We start from the raw sequence: 16714 nt of genomic DNA on the forward strand, positions 1-16714 counted from the left end.
GTGCGACGACCACCGCGGGCAGCCGCTCCGCAGGACGACGGGCCCCCGGAAGAACGTCAGGGACACACCGCACGGGCCCCCTCGGCCCCGACGGGCCTCCCGGCCGCCACGGCGGACTCCGTCCGCCGGCTCGTGCCGCCCGCATCACGTGCGCGCGGCGACCCCCGTCAACGCCGTGACCACCGGGTCCAGCGCCTGATGTATCTCGTCCCCGACCGAACGAAAAAACGTCAACGGCGCACCGTACGGGTCATACACCTCGTCCGCCTCCGCCGTGGGCGCCAGCAGCCAGCCGCGCAGCGCCGCCGCCGCCCGGACCAGCGCGCGCGCACGGGCGACGACGCCGTCCTCCAGGGGCGGCAGGGTCGCCGGGTCTATCGCGCGGACGAGGCGGGTGAACTCCTTCAGCGTGAACGTGCGCAGGCCCGCCGAGTGGCCCATGGAGATGACCTGGGCGCGGTGGTCGCGGGTGGCCGTCAGGACGAGGTCGGCCATGATGACGTGCTCGTCCAGCAGCTCCCGGCCGGTGAAGCCGGAGGCGTCCGCGCCGAACTCGGCCAGCACGGTCTCCGCGTTGGCCTCCATGGGCGCGCCCTCGTGGCCCCAGGTGCCCGCGCTCTCCACGATCAGCGAGCGGCCCAGCACGCCGAGCCGCTGCGTCACGAAGTGGCGGGTCAGCCGCTCGGTGATCGGCGAGCGGCACACGTTGCCGGTGCTGACGTGGAGGATGCGGAAGCTGTCGCGCGGAAGCCCGACGAATGTGGTCGTGATCTCCGCCGCACGTTCCCGGTTGCCTATGCCACGCCCCGCGTCAGGGGCTGTCAATTCGCCACCTCAAGGTCGGGTACGACCTTCCGCAGCTCCTCCGCCGAGATCGCGCCCGCGCGCAGCAGCAGCGGCACGTCCCCCGTGACGTCGACGATCGACGACGGCACGTTGCCGGGGGTCGGGCCGCCGTCGAGGTAGACGGAGACGGAGTCGCCGAGCATCTGCTGGGCGGCGTCGCAGTCCTCCGGCGCCGGGTGGCCGGTGAGGTTCGCGGACGACACGGCCATCGGGCCGACGTCGGTGAGCAGCTCGATGGCGACCGGGTGCAGCGGCATGCGCACGGCGACGGTGCCACGGGTGTCCCCCAGGTCCCACTGCAGGGACGGCTGGTGCTTGGCGACGAGCGTGAGGCCGCCCGGCCAGAACGCGTCGACCAGCTCCCAGGCCAGCTCGGAGAAGTCGGTGACAAGACCGTGGAGCGTGTTCGGGGAGCCGATCAGCACGGGGGTGGGCATGTTGCGGCCCCGGCCCTTGGCCTCCAGGAGGTCGGCGACGGCCTCCGAGGAGAACGCGTCGGCGCCGATGCCGTACAGCGTGTCGGTCGGCAGCACCACGAGTTCGCCCCGGCGGACGGCGGACGCGGCCTCACGCAGACCCGTCGCGCGGTCGGTCGCGTCGTTGGTGTCGTATCGCCGTGCCATGTCTAGCGGGCCTCCTCGTACACGTACTGCTGGCTGGAAGTCTGGGGCGTGCTCACGGCAGCGCCCTGCGGGCGGTCGCGAAGCGCGGGCGCTTGTTGAGGTCCGGGTGGTCGGCCGCGTCGGCCCAGCCCCGTTCCTCGGTGAAGATCCACGGCACCTGACCGCCCTGGGTGTCGGCGTGCTCGATGACGACGACGCCGCCGGGCCGCAGCAGCCGGTGCGCGGTGCGCTCCAGGCCGCGGATCAGGTCGAGGCCGTCCTCACCGGAGAACAACGCCATCTCCGGGTCGTAGTCGCGGGCTTCGGGGGCGACGTACTCCCATTCGGTGAGCGGGATGTACGGCGGATTGGAGATGACCAGGTCGACCTGGCCGTCGAGGTCGGGGAAGGCGTCCAGGGCGTTGCCCTGCCGCAGGTCGACCCTGGACCCCTCCACGTTCTTGCGGGTCCACTGGAGTGCCTCCTCGGACAGCTCCACGGCGTGCACACGCGAGCGCGGGACCTCCTGGGCGAGGGCGAGCGCGATGGCACCGGAGCCGGTGCACAGGTCGACGATGCAGGGCTCGACCACGTCCATGGCGCGCACGGCGTCTATGGCCCAGCCGACCACCGACTCGGTCTCGGGGCGCGGCACGAAGACGCCCGGCCCCACCTGGAGTTCGAGATAGCGGAAGTAGGCCCGCCCGGTGATGTGCTGGAGCGGCTCGCGCTGCTCACGCCGGGCGATCACTTCCCAGTAGCGGGCGTCGAAGTCGGAGTCCTTCACGGAGTGCAGCGCGCCCCGCTTCACGCCGTGCACGAACGCGGCGAGCTCCTCCGCGTCGTTGCGCGGCGAGGGCACGCCGGCGTCGGCCAGCCGCTGAGTGGCCTGGGCCACCTCTGCGAGCAGCAGGTTCACGCAAGTCCTCCGTGTCGTACTGGGTCGTGCGTACGTGCGCCTTACGCGGCCGCCAGCTTCGCCGCCGAATCCGCGTCGACGCAGGCCTGGATCACCGCGTCGAGTTCACCGTCCAGGACCTGGTCCAGGTTGTACGCCTTGAAGCCGACGCGGTGGTCCGAAAGGCGATTCTCCGGGAAGTTGTACGTACGGATCTTCTCGGAGCGGTCGACGGTGCGGACCTGGCTGCGGCGGGCGTCGGCGGCCTCACGCTCCGCCTCCTCCTGCGCCGCTGCGAGCAGCCTGGAGCGCAGGATACGCAGAGCCTGCTCCTTGTTCTGCAGCTGGCTCTTCTCGTTCTGGCAGGAGGCGACGACTCCGGTGGGAATGTGCGTAATGCGCACCGCGGAGTCGGTCGTGTTGACGGACTGCCCGCCGGGCCCGGAGGACCGGTAGACGTCGATGCGGAGGTCGTTCGGATTGACCTCGACGTCCACCTCCTCGGCCTCCGGGGTCACCAGGACACCGGCCGCCGAGGTGTGGATACGGCCCTGGGACTCGGTGGCCGGCACGCGCTGCACGCGGTGCACACCGCCCTCGTACTTCAGCCGGGCCCACACGCCCTGGCCGGGCTCGGTGGCGCCCTGGCCGCCCTTGGTCTTCACGGCGACCTGGACGTCCTTGTAACCGCCGAGCTCGGACTCGGTGGCGTCGATGATCTCGGTCTTCCAGCCGACGCGCTCGGCGTAGCGCAGGTACATGCGCAGCAGGTCACCGGCGAACAGGGCGGACTCGTCGCCGCCGGCGCCCGCCTTGATCTCCAGAATGACGTCCTTGTCGTCACTCGGGTCGCGCGGGACCAGCAGGAGGCGCAGCTTCTCGGTCAGTTCCTCGCGCTGCTTCTCGAGGTCCTTGACCTCCGCGGCGAACTCCGGTTCGTCGGCGACGAGTTCGCGCGCGGTCTCGATGTCGTCGCCGGCCTGCTTCCAGGAGCGGTACGTGGCGACGATCGGGGTGAGCTCCGCGTAGCGCTTGTTCAGCTTGCGCGCGTTGGCCTGGTCGGCGTGGACCGACGGGTCGGCGAGCTTCGTCTCCAGGTCGGCGTGCTCACCGACGAGTTCCTCGACGGCCTCGAACATCTTGGGCTCCTGAATACTGCGGGTGGAGGGGTGGCGGCGACCAAAAACGCCGGTCCCGGCGCGCCCATGGAGGAGCGCGGCCGTGGACCGGCGAAATGGGGCTCGCTACTTCTTGGAGCCGGCAGCCTTGCCGAAGCGGGCCTCGAAGCGGGCCACACGGCCACCGGTGTCGAGGATCTTCTGCTTGCCCGTGTAGAACGGGTGGCACTCGGAGCAGACCTCGGCCCGGATGGTGCCGGACGCGATGGTGCTACGGGTGGTGAACGACGCGCCACAGGTGCAGCTGACCTGCGTCTCGACGTACTCGGGGTGGATGTCGCGCTTCAAGGTGTCTCCTAGGTTCCGGAGGGCACCGGGTCGCAGCCGCGGGATGCGGAGGCGTGAACCGGGGCCGACGTACCAGTCTGCCAGGACTGGCCGCATCCCCCAAAACCGGGGGGTGAAGTGTTCTATTCCCGGACGTCCGGGAACAGGGAGCGAGGATGAGTTACGAGCTGCGGGCGGTGATCGCCGGCGAGGCGCTGCTGCGGGCGGTCGCGGGTGACCGGGTGGCGCCGCTGGGGCAGGGCCTGTCCCTGATGCCGATGCGGGACGACCTGGGCGGGGCACGTCTTGCCGAGTGGTCGGCCCGGGGGCCGGTGGCCCTTGTGGAGGCGGAGTACTTCGGCGGTGTGGGCGAACAGCAGGCCGCCGTGTGGGACGGCGGCGCCCTCGCGCTCGGGCCACTGCGGGTCGAGGAGGGGGAGCCCTTTCCGGCGGACGGCAGCCCGATCTCCCAGGCTCTGCGGAGGCTGGGAGTGCAGGCGGGGGACGGGCAGGACGAGTTCGCGGCCGTGGGGCTGGGCCGTCACCGGTCCACCGGCCGGTGGCTCGCCTGACCCACAGCCCCTCAGACACCCCGGAGATGCCCCCGGGCGTCCCCAGGACGCCCCGGGACGCCCGGGGACCCCTAGGATGCCGTCACCACGCCCTTGGCCTGGCCCGTGGCCGTGCCCTTCGTCGCGCTCGCCGGGATCGGGCGGTCGTTCTTCAGGGCGGTCCACACCTGCTCGGCCTTGGCCTTGGCGACGACGACCCGGTTCGGGTCGGCCGGGTCGTACCGCACCGGCATCGTGACCATCTTCATGTGCGACGAACTGATGCCCTTCAGACCGTCCACGAAGTCCATCAGGGAGTTCACCGAGCCCAGGTCGGAGTCGGCGGTGACGGCCTTGGTGGCGGTGTCGGCGAGGTCGTACAGCTTCTTCGGGCTGGTGAGGAGGCCGACGTGCTTGACCTGGTCGACCAGGGCCTTGATGAAGGCCTGCTGGAGCTGGATGCGGCCGAGGTCGGAGCCGTCGCCGACGCCGTGCCGGGTGCGGACCAGGCCGAGGGCCTGCTTGCCGTCGAGGGTGTGCGTGCCGGCCTTGAGGTTCAGGTGGCTGTCGGAGTCCTCGATCTTCTTGGTCGTAGTGACCGTGACACCACCGAGGTCGTCGATGAGCTTCTGGAAGCCGGAGAAGTCGACCTCCAGGTAGTGGTCCATGCGGATGCCGGTGAGGGACTCGACGGTCTTCACCGCGCAGGCCGCGCCCCCGGTGGAATAGGCCGAGTTGAACATCACGCCGGACGCCGCGGGGTATGTGTTGCCGCGGGTGTCGGTGCACTTGGGGCGGTCGATGAGGGTGTCGCGCGGTATGGACACCACACTGGCCTTCTTGTGCCCCTCGTACACATGGATGATCATCGCCGTGTCGGAGCGGGCACTGCCGTCGTCGGTGCCGCCGCCGAGCTTCTTGTTGGAGCCCGAGCGGGTGTCCGAACCGAGGACCAGGACGTTCTCGGAGCCGTTGTCGACCTTCACCGGCCGCTCACTGCCGAGGGCCTGGTTGATGTCGACGCTCTTGAGGTTGCCGTTGAGCTTGAAGTACACGTATCCGGCGCCGACGCCCCCCAGCACGACGACGCCCGCGGCCGTCCAGGCCGTGACGAGCAGGGCCTTGGAGCGCCCGCTGCGGGCCTTGCGGCGGCGCCCCTTGCCGCTGCGGCGCGGACCGTTCATGCCGGGCTCGGTTATGCCGGTCGCGGTCGTGCCGGGCTCGGGCATGCTCTCGACGGACATGTGCTCCTCGGTTCTCGAACGGTCGGTGTGCCCCCTGCTTTTCGCGGTCAGACCGGGTCGCTCGGGACCTGAGCGCCCATACCGCACCATCGTCACTCTTCCGGTCAGACGGAGGAACTCGGCAAAGGGTTGCACAACGCAAAGTGCCCACCGCGTGAAGCGATGGGCACTCTGCGTGAGTATGCAAACGGGATGAACCCCGCTCACCTGCGATTTCAGCCGAAAATGTCGTACTGCTTGAAATCGGTGCCGACCGAGATCCTTGTGGCGAAGATCTCGCTCGTCGCCTTGCCGGTGCCCTTGTACAGGTAGAGCGTGCCGCCGGGCGTACGGGCCAGGAAGTCGGCCTTGCCGTCGCCGGAGACGTCACCGACGGCGTCGAAGGCGTTGTAGCCGGTCCAGGCCGAGCGGACCTTCACGCGCGCCGAGAAGGCGCCCGTGCCGGACTTGCCGGTGCCCTTGTACAGGTACAGGTCACCGGTGCTGCTCTTGCGGGCGAGCAGGTCGGCCTTGCCGTCGCCGTTGAAGTCGCCGTGGCCGCGCACCATGTTGTACTGGCTCCAGCCCGTGCCCACCTGCACCCGGGCGGCGAAGGTGCCGTTGCCCTTGCCCGGGTAGATCCACAGGACGCCGGCGGAGTCGACGGACAGGACGTCGGGCAGGTAGTCGCCGGTGACGTCGCCCGGGGTGATGATGCGGGTGCGGGTCTTCCAGCCGGTGAAGATCTTCGTCTGCGACCAGGAGGCGCTGGCCGGGACGTAGTGGACCCAGTAGACGTCACCGGTGCCGCTGTCGCGGACGACGAGGTCCTGGAAGCCGTCCCGGTTCAGGTCGGTCTGCAGGACGACGTTGACGCCGTCCCAGTTGCCCCAGGAGATGCGGGAGCCGAGCGAGCTGCCCTTGGAGTCCTTCTCGTAGCCGGTCTTGGTGGAGGCGTTGCGCACCCACAGGTCGGCCTTGCCGTCGGTGTAGCTGAGGTTCGAGTCGGCGATCTGCGCGTAGGCGGCACCGATGTACGTGCTCACCTTGGTGAAGACGCTGTAGGCGCCCTTCTCCACGCAGTCCACGACGCCCCAGGAGACGACACCGACGATGCGGCCGTTCACGACGAGCGGGCCACCGGAGTCGCCGTTGCAGGCGGAGGTGGTGCCGGTGTCGCTGCCGGTGGCGGGGGTGCCCGCGCAGACCATGTGGCCCTTGATGAAGTCGGCGGGGTACTCCCCGGAGCAGGTGCCGTCCGACTGGATGGGCAGCGTGGCCGTCTTCAGCGTCTCGGAGATGTCCTGCGTGGTGGAGCTGGTGCGCCCCCAGCCGTAGACCTTGGCGTTGACGCCCGCGGCGTACGAGGCGGTGTCACCGGACGTCGTCGGACGGATCGGCGTGGCCTTGACCGGGGCGCCCAGGGTGAGGACGGCGATGTCGTTGTCGATCGTCGCCGAGTTGTACGACGGGTGGTTCCACTGGCGCAGTACGGCGGTCGCGGTGCCGCCGTGCAGGTCCGTGTTGCCGGCGCTGTCGCTGGTCGGCAGCTGGGAGGTGCCGGTGAGGACGGCGCCGTTGGCCGCCCAGTTGTAGCCCTTCACACAGTGCGCGGCGGTCAGGATCTTCGTCGGCGAGACGACCGAGCCGCCGCAGAAGAAGCCGATGTCGTCGCTCTCGTCGGTGGTGCCCTTGTCGTCGTAGTACCAGAGCTGGGCCATCCACGGAGCCGTCGTGATGGTCGTCTCGCTGCCGCCGATGATCTTCGGGTCGACGGAGGCGGTGTTGGTGCTGGTGCTGGTGCTGGTGCTCGCGCTCAGGGACGACTTCGTGGTCGTCTGGCCCGCGGTGTCGTCACCGGCGAGGGCGCCCGCGACGCGCTTCTCCAGCGTGGCGAGCGAGGGCGAGCTGATCGCGGGCTTCACCTTCGGCGTCGGCACGGCGGTGGCGGCGCCCGCGGACGTCGTCACCAGCGCGGCGGCGACGGCCGCGGCGACACCGGCGGCGGCGACGGGCAGGGCGATGCGTATCCGGCGTCGGTGACGACCGCCGGACGGAGTCGTGGTCAAGAAAGTCCCCCCAGAGGAACATGAGTCGGAAGGGACGCGAGCTGCGTCCACTCCTTTCAGCGCCAAAAGGCCGCCCCCCGTCACTCTCGTGACGGGGGGCGGCCTTTTTCAGAAGGCTGTGACTCAGTCGCCGTTGCCGGGCGTCGGGGTCGTCTTCTGGATCTGCATCAGGAACTCGACGTTCGACTTCGTCTGCTTCATCTTGTCGAGGAGCAGCTCGATCGCCTGCTGCTGGTCGAGCGCGTGCAGCACCCGGCGCAGCTTCCAGACGACGGCGAGCTCCTCGTTGCCGAGCAGGATCTCTTCCTTGCGGGTGCCGGACGCGTCGACGTCCACCGCCGGGAAGATGCGCTTGTCCGCGAGCTTCCGGTCGAGCTTGAGCTCCATGTTGCCGGTGCCCTTGAACTCCTCGAAGATCACCTCGTCCATGCGGGACCCGGTGTCCACCAGGGCGGTGGCGAGGATGGTCAGCGAGCCGCCGTCCTCGATGTTGCGGGCCGCACCGAAGAAGCGCTTCGGCGGGTACAGCGCGGTCGAGTCGACACCACCGGACAGGATGCGGCCGGAGGCCGGGGCGGCGAGGTTGTACGCACGGCCCAGACGCGTGATCGAGTCGAGCAGCACGACGACGTCGTGACCCAGCTCCACCAGACGCTTGGCGCGCTCGATGGCGAGCTCGGCGACCGTGGTGTGGTCCTCGGCCGGGCGGTCGAAGGTCGAGGAGATGACCTCGCCCTTCACCGACCGCTGCATGTCGGTGACCTCTTCCGGACGCTCGTCGACGAGGACGACCATCAGGTGGCACTCGGGGTTGTTGTGGGTGATCGCGTTGGCGATCGCCTGCATGATCATGGTCTTGCCGGTCTTCGGCGGGGCCACGATCAGACCGCGCTGGCCCTTACCGATCGGCGACACGAGGTCGATGATGCGGGTGGTCAGCACGCCCGGGTCCGTCTCCAGACGGAGGCGGTCCTGCGGGTACAGCGGGGTCAGCTTGTTGAACTCCGGGCGGCCGCGGCCGTGTTCGGGCGCCATGCCGTTGACGGAGTCGAGGCGGACCAGCGCGTTGAACTTCTCGCGGCGCTCGCCTTCCTTGGGCTGACGGACCGCGCCGGTGACGTGGTCACCCTTGCGCAGACCGTTCTTGCGGACCTGGGCGAGGGAGACGTACACGTCGTTCGGGCCCGGCAGGTAGCCCGACGTACGGATGAAGGCGTAGTTGTCGAGGATGTCCAGGATGCCCGCGACGGGGATCAGGACGTCGTCCTCGGCGAGCTGCGGCTCGTTGCCGGCGAACTCCTCGCGGCCACGGCGGCCACGGCGGTCGCGGTAGCGGCCGCGCCGGCCACGGCGTCCGCCGTCGAAGTCGTCGTCGTCCTGCGGACCGACGTTGCGGTCCTGACGGCCGCCGCCCTGCTGCTGGCCCTGCTGCTGACGGTCCTGGCGGTCCTGACGCTCCTGGCGGTCCTGACGTCCACCCTGGCCACCGCCCTGGCCGCCGCCCTGCTGCTCGTCGCCCTTGCTGCGACGGTCACGGTCGCGGCCACGCTCGCCACGCTCGCGGCGGTCGCGACGGCCGCGGCCCTCGCCGTCACCGGCGTCCGCCTTGGCCTCGCCCTGCGCCTGCGCGGCCGGCGTCTCGGCCTTGGTCTCGCTCTTCGCCTCGGCGGCGATCGTCTCGGTGCTGCCCGCCTGAGCACCCGCCGGGCTGCCCGCCTCCGCGGTGGCACGGCGACGGCGACGCTCGGTCGGGACGTCATCGCTGGCCGGCTGGCCGGGGATCTCGATCTGCTGCTGGGCCACGGCCTTCTCGGCGGGCGCCTCGGACTTGGCCTCGGCCTTCTTCTCCGCCTCGTCGCCCGTACGGGTCCGAGAGGTGGTCCGGCGCTTCGGCTTGGTCTCGGCAGCGTCCCCGGCGGGAGCCGCGGCCTTGGGGGCGGCTCCCCCACCGGCCTGCGCCTCCTTGATGACCTCGATCAGCTGGCTCTTGCGCATACGCGCGGTGCCCCTGATACCGAGGCCGGATGCGACCTGCTGCAGCTCGGCCAGCACCATGCCCTCGAGGCCGGTACCGCGGCGCCGCCTGGAGCCGGCACCGGTGGCAGGCGCGGAGGCGTCCGTGGAGGGCGCGGCAGCGGTCTCCTCGACACGTGCGCCCATCAGATCGGTGGTGTCGCTCACGAAGGGTCCTTCCCTGGAGCGGACGTCGGCCTGTCTGGCTCGGCGACCGGTTGTGCTGTCCGGCGTAGGTCCTTGCTGTGTGGACCAAGCCGGGGCGGTGGTCCGCCAAAGCGGCGGAAGAGATATCTGGTGATGGCGCTTCCCCGACGGGCCGTGGCACCCAGTGTCACGCGGCGCGGTCGCACCGATTCCGGAGCGTGCCCAGCGGCCCGCTCAGTGTCCGCGTACGACGTACTGACCAGGTACGACATACGGCACATTGAGTGGCTTGGGAGACTCCCGGAAGAATGTCTGTCCCGGACGGGGACACGAAGCACCTCGCCATGGTGGGGTCGGGTGCAGACTTGAGGTTAACACTACCGGATCCAACAAACATTCCCCCTCTTCAAATCCGGCAACCGTGTGTCAGGTCGCAAGCGGTAGCACGCTCGCTCCCTGGACATCCAGGTTCAGCCGGTTGGCGGCCCAGTCGGCGCCGGCCAGTGCTTCCACCTTTTCGGCGGTGCCGGCGTCGGCCAGTGCCATGACGGTGGGCCCGGCGCCCGAGATGACGGCCGGGATTCCGTCGGCTCGCAGCCGCTCCACCAGCGCGGCGCTCTCCGGCATGGCGGGGGCGCGGTACTCCTGGTGAAGACGGTCCTCGGTGGCGGGCAGCAGCAGCTCGGGACGCCGGGTCAGGGCCTCGACGAGCAGGGCGGCGCGGCCCGCGTTGGCGGCGGCGTCGACGTGCGGAACGGTGCGCGGGAGCAGGCCGCGCGCGGTCTCGGTCAGGACCGGCTTTCCGGGCACGAAAACCACCGGAACGATGGAATCGTTGGGCTCCATCCTGATGGCCCGCGCAGCGCCGCCCTCCATCCAGGAGAGCGTGAAGCCGCCGAGCAGACACGCCGCCACGTTGTCGGGGTGGCCCTCGATCTCGGTGGCGAGTTCGAGCAGGGCCGTGTCGTCGAGCTTCGCCTCCCCGCCTATGGTCACGGCACGTGCGGCGACGATTCCGGCGCAGATCGCGGCGGAGGAGGAGCCCAGGCCACGACCGTGCGGGATGCGGTTCGCGCAGACGATTTCCAGGCCGCGCGGCTGTCCGCCCAGCAGGTCGAAGGCGGTGCGCAGGGAGCGTACGAGGAGGTGACTTTCGTCTCGCGGCAGCGTCTCGCTGCCCTCACCCGCGATGTCGATGTGCAGCCCGGAGTCGGCCACCCGGACGACCACGTCGTCGTACAGCCCCAGCGCGAGGCCTAGGGCGTCGAAGCCCGGGCCGAGGTTGGCGCTGGTGGCGGGGACGCGCACCCGGACGGCGGCGGCGCGGAAGGCTGGACCGGCCATCGCTCGATGACTCTCCTTGAGCTGCGTGATTGTCGAATGACATTCGATGCGTACGTGAGGACCCTCAGGCCGCGGAGACGGCGCGGCGCCGTGCCTTATGCGGCGGCATATGCAGCGGGCGGGTTCAGTACAGCCTATCGAAGGAAGGTTCTGTGGCGACATAGGGCGCACAGGCGGCGCACGATGCGTGTCGCAAGCCCCTTGTGCCCCCCTTCCAGGGACTTCCCTGGCTAGGACGCCACGAGGAGGTCTCCGGTTGCTCGGGGGCGCTCCCCGAGCGCGGTCGGAGCGCGCCTCGGGCGAACCCCGAGCATGCCTCGGGCAGGCCCGGCGGGCCTGCCCGACGCGTGCGTCAGGCCAGGCCCAGTCGCTCGGCCGCGGCGGCCGCGTCGACCGGGACGGTGACCGGCTGCGGGGCACCCGCGACGGCCCAGTCCGGGTCCTTGAGGCCGTTGCCGGTGACCGTGCACACGATCCGCTGGCCCGGGTCGACCTTGCCCTGCTCGGCGGCCTTCAGCAGACCGGCCACGGACGCGGCGGACGCGGGCTCCACGAAGACACCCTCCTGCGCGGCCAACAGCCGGTAGGCGCGCAGGATTTCACGGTCCGTCACCTCGTCGATGAGGCCACCGGACTCGTCCCGCGCCGCCAGGGCGTACTGCCAGGAGGCCGGGTTGCCGATACGGATGGCGGTGGCGATGGTCGACGGGTCCTTCACGACCTCGCCCCGCACGATCGGGGCACTGCCCGAGGCCTGGAAACCCCACATCCGAGGAGTCCTGGTGGCCACGCCGTCGGCGGCGTACTCCCGGTACCCCTTCCAGTACGCGGTGATGTTGCCCGCGTTGCCCACCGGCAGCACATGGATGTCGGGGGCGTCGCCCAGCATGTCCACGATCTCGAAGGCGGCCGTCTTCTGCCCCTCGATGCGCACCGGGTTCACCGAATTGACCAGCGCCACAGGGTAGTTGTCGCTCAGATTGCGGGCGAGCGTGAGGCAGTCGTCGAAGTTGCCGTCGACCTGGAGGATCTTCGCGCCGTGCACGAGGGCCTGGCCCATCTTGCCGAGCGCGATCTTCCCCCGCGGAACCAGCACGGCGGAGACCATCCCGGCACGCACGGCGTACGCGGCGGCGGAGGCGGACGTATTGCCCGTGGAGGCGCAGATGACGGCCTTGGCCCCCTCCTCCTTGGCCTTGCTGATGGCCATGGTCATGCCGCGGTCCTTGAAGGACCCGGTGGGGTTCGCGCCCTCCACCTTGAGGTGGACCTCGCAGCCCGTGCGCTCGGAGAGCACCTGCGCGGGCACGAGGGGCGTGCCGCCCTCGCGGAGCGTCACGACCGGCGTGGTGTCGGATACCGGCAGCCGGTCCCGGTACTCCTCGATGATTCCGCGCCACTGGTGAGTCATTGCTGGTTACTCTCCTTCAACCCGCATGATGCTGGCGACACCCCGCACGGTGTCGAGCTTGCGCAGCGCCTCGACGGTCCCGGAGAGGGAGGCGTCGGACGCGCGGTGGGTGACGACGACGAGGGACGCCTCGCCGTCCTTGCCCTGCTGTCGAACCGTATCGATCGACACCCCGTGCTCGGCGAACACAGTCGCCACCTGGGCGAGAACACCCGGTTTGTCGGCGACGTCGAGGCTGATGTGGTAGCGCGTGACGACGTCGCCCATGGGCGAGACGGGCAGCGCGGCGTAGGCCGACTCGCCGGGCCCCGTGGCCCCGTTGAGCCGGTTGCGGCACACGGCGACGAGGTCGCCGAGCACGGCGGAGGCGGTGGGAGCGCCGCCGGCGCCGGGGCCGTAGAACATGAGCTGCCCGGCGGCGTCCGACTCGACGAACACGGCGTTGTACGCGCCGCGCACGGAGGCGAGGGGATGGCTCAGCGGAATCATCGCGGGGTGCACGCGCGCCGTGACGGACCCCCCGTCCGCCGCCCGCTCACAGATGGCGAGCAGCTTGATGGTGCAGCCCATGTTCTTGGCGGAGGCGAAGTCCGCCGCCGTCACCTCGGTCATGCCCTCGCGGTAGACGTCGTCGAGGCGCACGCGCGTGTGGAAGGCGATCCCGGCGAGGATGGCCGCCTTGGCGGCGGCGTCGAAGCCCTCGACGTCGGCGGTGGGGTCGGCTTCCGCGTACCCGAGCGCGGTGGCCTCGTCGAGGGCCTCCTGATACCCGGCCCCGGTCGAGTCCATCTTGTCGAGGATGAAGTTGGTCGTGCCGTTGACGATCCCCAGCACCCGGTTGACCTTGTCGCCGGCGAGGGACTCGCGCAGCGGCCGGACCAGCGGGATGGCACCGGCGACGGCGGCCTCGTAGTAGAGGTCCTTGCCGTTCTCCTCGGCGACGGCGTGCAGGGCGGCCCCGTCCTGGGCGAGCAGCGCCTTGTTGGCGGAGACCACGGACGCGCCGTGCTCGAAGGCGGTGGTGATGAGCGTCCGGGCGGGCTCGATCCCGCCGATGACCTCGACCACCACGTCGATGTCCCCGCGTTTGACGAGGGCGGTGGCGTCGGTGGTGACGAGGGCGGGGTCGATGCCCTCACGGACCCTGCTCGGGCGTCGTACGGCGACCCCGGCAAGCTCCACCGGGGCGCCGATCCTCGCGGCGAGGTCGTCGGCGTGCGTCGTCATGATGCGCGCCACCTCTGAGCCGACAACCCCACAGCCCAGCAGCGCCACCTTCAGCGGACGCGTACGCATCATCCGACCTCGTTTCCTCATACCGTCTACGGTTGGACCAGTCTCACTCACCGGACGGGAGTTTCTACCCTTCGTCCGGATCGTGAGACATGTATTTCATTTTGCCGGGACAGGGAGACCGGAGATCTTCCGGTCGCCGTTTCTTGGCTCTTCCTTCTGTTTCTGTGCTCTTTTTCCGTGCTCTTCCGCACGCTTCTTCTGTCAGGTTCCGTCAGGTCTGTCTTCTGTCAGGTTCCGTCAGGTCTTCTGTCAGGTTCCGTCAGGTCGGAGATCTCATCCGACGTCGAGGCGCAGGAGGTCCTCCTCCGTCTCGCGGCGGACGATCACCCGGGCCTCGCCGTCGCTCACCGCGACGACGGGGGGCCGGAGCACGTGGTTGTAGTTGCTGGCCATGGACCGGCAGTACGCGCCGGTGGCCGGCACCGCGATGAGGTCACCCGGTGCCAGGTCGGCCGGCAGGAAGGCGTCCTTGACCACGATGTCCCCGCTCTCGCAGTGCTTGCCGACGACACGCACGAGCATCGACTCGGCGTCGGAGGTGCGGGAGACGAGGGCGACGCTGTACTCGGCGTCGTACAGCGCGGTGCGGATGTTGTCGGACATGCCGCCGTCGACGGAGACGTACGTACGCAGCCCGTCGAGCGGCTTGAGGGTGCCGACCTCGTAGAGCGTGAAGGCGGTGGGCCCGACGATGGCCCGCCCGGGCTCGACGGAGATACGGGGCGTCCGCAGCCGCGCGGCCTCGCACTCGCGGCTGACGATCTCGGTCAGCGCCTTGGCGATCTCGTGGGGTTCGCGGGGGTCGTCGGCACTGGTGTAGGCGATACCGAGACCGCCCCCGAGGTCGATCTCGGGCAGCTCGACCCCGTGCTCGTCACGGATGTCCTTGAGCAGCCCCACCACCCGGTGGGCCGCGACCTCGAACCCGGACATGTCGAAGATCTGCGACCCGATGTGGCTGTGGATGCCGATGAGTTCGAGCCCGTCGAGCTGAAGCGCGCGCCGCACGGCTTCCGCCGCCTGCCCCCCGGCCAGTGGAATCCCGAACTTCTGGTCCTCGTGGGCGGTCGCGATGAACTCATGCGTATGAGCCTCGACGCCGACGGTGATACGGATCTGCACACGCTGCCGCTTCCCCAGGGACTGAGCGACATGGGCGACACGCACGATCTCCTGGAAGGAGTCGAGAACGATCCGCCCCACACCCGCCTCGACGGCCCGCTCGATCTCGGCCACGGACTTGTTGTTGCCGTGGAAGGCGATGCGGTCGGCGGGCATACCGGCGGAGAGGGCGGTCGTCAGCTCACCGCCGGAGCACACGTCGAGGTTGAGCCCCTCCTCGTGCAGCCACCGCACGACGGCCCGCGAAAGGAAGGCCTTCCCGGCGTAGAAGACGTCGGCGTCGTGCCCGAAGGCGGTACGCCATGCACGGGCGCGGGAACGGAAGTCGCTCTCGTCGAGAATGTACGCCGGGGTACCGAACTCCTCGGCGAGCCGCTTGACGTCGATGCCGCCGACGGTGACGACGCCGTCGGCGTCGCGGGTGACGGTCTGGGCCCACACCTTGGCGTCGAGGGAGTTGAGGTCGGCGGGCGGGGCCGAGTAGTGCCCCTCAGGGAGTACGTCGGCGTGACGGGGCCCGGCGGGATGTGCGGAACGGCTCATGGCTATGGCTCTCTGTGGGCTCTCTGAGCGTTGCTTCAGCTCTGCTGCGGTCTTCTGCGGTCTTCTGCGGGCGTACTCAGAGATGGTCGGGTGCGTCGATGCCGAGCAGGGACAGGCCACCGGCCAGCACCGTCCCGGCGGCTTCGGCGAGGGCGAGCCGGGCGTGGTGGGCGGCCGAGGGTTTCTCCTCGCCGTACGGAAGCACGGCGGACAGGAAGGGCAGGGCGGCATCGGCGACGGTGACGAGATGCCGGGCGAGCCGGTCCGGGGCACGGTGGGTGGCGGCCGCGGTGAGGATGCGGGGATGATCGGCGAGGGCGGTCACGAGGTCACGTACTACGAGGCCATGTACATCGATGTCCTCCGCCACGTCCCCCGGGGCGGCCTCGAACCCGAGGCGGGCGGCATTGCGGCTGAGGGCCCGGGTGCGGGCGTGGGCGTAACGGACCCGGAAAAGGGGGTTGCCCTCGCGCTGGACCAGGTGGTCGGCGGTGATCCGGGGCCGGTCGTGCGCGGCGGGGTGGAGCAGGGCCCAGCGGGCGGCGTCGGGACCGAGCGGGGCGGGGTCCTCCGGGGCGGGCACGGGCCGCAGATTGACGGGCTCCCGGTGATCGATCTCGACCCTCCCGCCCTGGGAGGCCACGATCCGCACGAGCGCGTCGGCGACGACCTCGGCACGGGCGTCGTACGGCACACGCAACTCGACGACCTGCCCGGCGAGCGCGTCACCGTGCCCGTACGCCACCCCCCGCTCCCGGATCTCCCGCACAAGGCCGGCGACGGGCTCGGTCCCCCGCCCCAGGCTGATGTTGATGAACCCGGGCCCGGTGACGACGACGTCCCCGACACCTTCCGCCTGGACAAGATGCGGCCGAAGAATCTCAGCAACACGCTGGGCCGTCTGCCCGGCCGGGCGGGCCAGCTGGAGCGCGATGTTGGTGGCGTAGTCACCACACCCTCCGGGCCCGGGCACGGTCACCACAACCCGCTCCGGCACGGTCACACTCAGTTCCCCCGCGTCAACGGCATGGCGCACTGCGCGCAGCACGGTGCGGGAGAGCTCGACGGGGGTCACGGGACAAGCGTATGGGAGGAGGGGGGTGGGTATGCGAGTCGGTTTGCGGAGGGTCCGGGATGTGGACGGGGTGGGGGCGCGTGCCGGGGCCATGGCGACCGGTGGGACCGGTCGGCCTGCCGAGGACCC

Annotated in this window: 14 protein-coding genes; 1 reads left to right on the plus strand and 13 read right to left on the minus strand. The window is 70.2% G+C overall.

All coding sequences use genetic code 11. The features are described from left to right. Positions 1–144: 144 nt before the first annotated feature. The 5 genes from ACIPSA_RS07115 to rpmE form a co-directional block, all read right to left on the minus strand. Positions 145–825, minus strand: a complete 681-nt coding sequence (locus ACIPSA_RS07115) for a protein-tyrosine-phosphatase (protein ID WP_402629774.1) — start codon at positions 823–825, stop codon at positions 145–147. Then, positions 822–1469 carry an L-threonylcarbamoyladenylate synthase gene (locus tag ACIPSA_RS07120; RefSeq protein ID WP_402629777.1) on the minus strand — a complete coding sequence of 216 codons (648 nt, stop codon included), beginning with the start codon at positions 1467–1469 and terminating at the stop codon, positions 822–824. Before ACIPSA_RS07120 ends, ACIPSA_RS07115 begins: the two co-directional genes overlap by 4 nt. A gap of 52 nt (positions 1470–1521) precedes the next feature. Next, positions 1522–2367: a peptide chain release factor N(5)-glutamine methyltransferase gene (prmC, locus tag ACIPSA_RS07125; protein ID WP_402629780.1), complete on the minus strand. Its 846-nt coding sequence runs from the start codon at positions 2365–2367 to the stop codon at positions 1522–1524. A gap of 41 nt (positions 2368–2408) precedes the next feature. Further along, positions 2409–3485, minus strand: a complete 1077-nt coding sequence (gene prfA, locus ACIPSA_RS07130; protein WP_402629783.1) for a peptide chain release factor 1 — start codon at positions 3483–3485, stop codon at positions 2409–2411. Between the two features lie 105 nt (positions 3486–3590). Then, positions 3591–3812: a 50S ribosomal protein L31 gene (rpmE, locus tag ACIPSA_RS07135; protein WP_402629786.1), complete on the minus strand. Its 222-nt coding sequence runs from the start codon at positions 3810–3812 to the stop codon at positions 3591–3593. Positions 3813–3967: 155 nt separating this feature from the next. Here rpmE and ACIPSA_RS07140 point away from each other — a divergent pair, with 155 nt between their 5' ends. Beyond that, positions 3968–4363 carry a hypothetical protein gene (locus tag ACIPSA_RS07140; protein ID WP_402629788.1) on the plus strand — a complete coding sequence of 132 codons (396 nt, stop codon included), beginning with the start codon at positions 3968–3970 and terminating at the stop codon, positions 4361–4363. Between the two features lie 71 nt (positions 4364–4434). On the opposite strand, the gene ACIPSA_RS07145 is transcribed toward ACIPSA_RS07140, so the two are convergent. The 8 genes from ACIPSA_RS07145 to nrtL all read right to left on the minus strand — a co-directional run bounded on the left by ACIPSA_RS07145 (position 4435) and on the right by nrtL (position 16585). Continuing rightward, on the minus strand, positions 4435–5586 hold the full coding sequence (locus ACIPSA_RS07145; RefSeq protein ID WP_402629791.1) for an LCP family protein: 1152 nt from the start codon (positions 5584–5586) through the stop codon (positions 4435–4437). 215 nt (positions 5587–5801) lie between these two features. Further along, the gene (locus ACIPSA_RS07150) at positions 5802–7595 is read right to left on the minus strand and encodes a trypsin-like serine protease (RefSeq protein ID WP_402631657.1); all 1794 of its coding nucleotides are present in this window, start codon (positions 7593–7595) and stop codon (positions 5802–5804) included. A gap of 162 nt (positions 7596–7757) precedes the next feature. Beyond that, on the minus strand, positions 7758–9815 hold the full coding sequence (gene rho / locus ACIPSA_RS07155; RefSeq protein ID WP_402629794.1) for a transcription termination factor Rho: 2058 nt from the start codon (positions 9813–9815) through the stop codon (positions 7758–7760). 405 nt (positions 9816–10220) lie between these two features. Continuing rightward, positions 10221–11138, minus strand: coding sequence for a homoserine kinase (thrB, locus tag ACIPSA_RS07160; RefSeq protein WP_402629797.1), 918 nt, complete (start codon positions 11136–11138; stop codon positions 10221–10223). 352 nt (positions 11139–11490) lie between these two features. Beyond that, a complete protein-coding gene (gene thrC / locus ACIPSA_RS07165) occupies positions 11491–12549 on the minus strand; it encodes a threonine synthase (protein WP_402629799.1) in 1059 nt (352 codons plus the stop codon). Between the two features lie 6 nt (positions 12550–12555). Continuing rightward, on the minus strand, positions 12556–13848 hold the full coding sequence (locus ACIPSA_RS07170; RefSeq protein WP_402629801.1) for a homoserine dehydrogenase: 1293 nt from the start codon (positions 13846–13848) through the stop codon (positions 12556–12558). A 270-nt stretch (positions 13849–14118) separates the two neighbouring features. After that, a complete protein-coding gene (gene lysA, locus ACIPSA_RS07175) occupies positions 14119–15510 on the minus strand; it encodes a diaminopimelate decarboxylase (protein WP_402629803.1) in 1392 nt (463 codons plus the stop codon). A 76-nt stretch (positions 15511–15586) separates the two neighbouring features. Continuing rightward, entirely contained in the window at positions 15587–16585 is a 999-nt protein-coding gene (gene nrtL, locus ACIPSA_RS07180; RefSeq protein ID WP_402629805.1) for an ArgS-related anticodon-binding protein NrtL, read from the minus strand. Between the last annotated feature and the right edge of the window lie 129 nt (positions 16586–16714).

Source organism: Streptomyces sp. NPDC086549 (genome assembly GCF_044746205.1).
GTDB lineage: Bacteria > Actinomycetota > Actinomycetes > Streptomycetales > Streptomycetaceae > Streptomyces.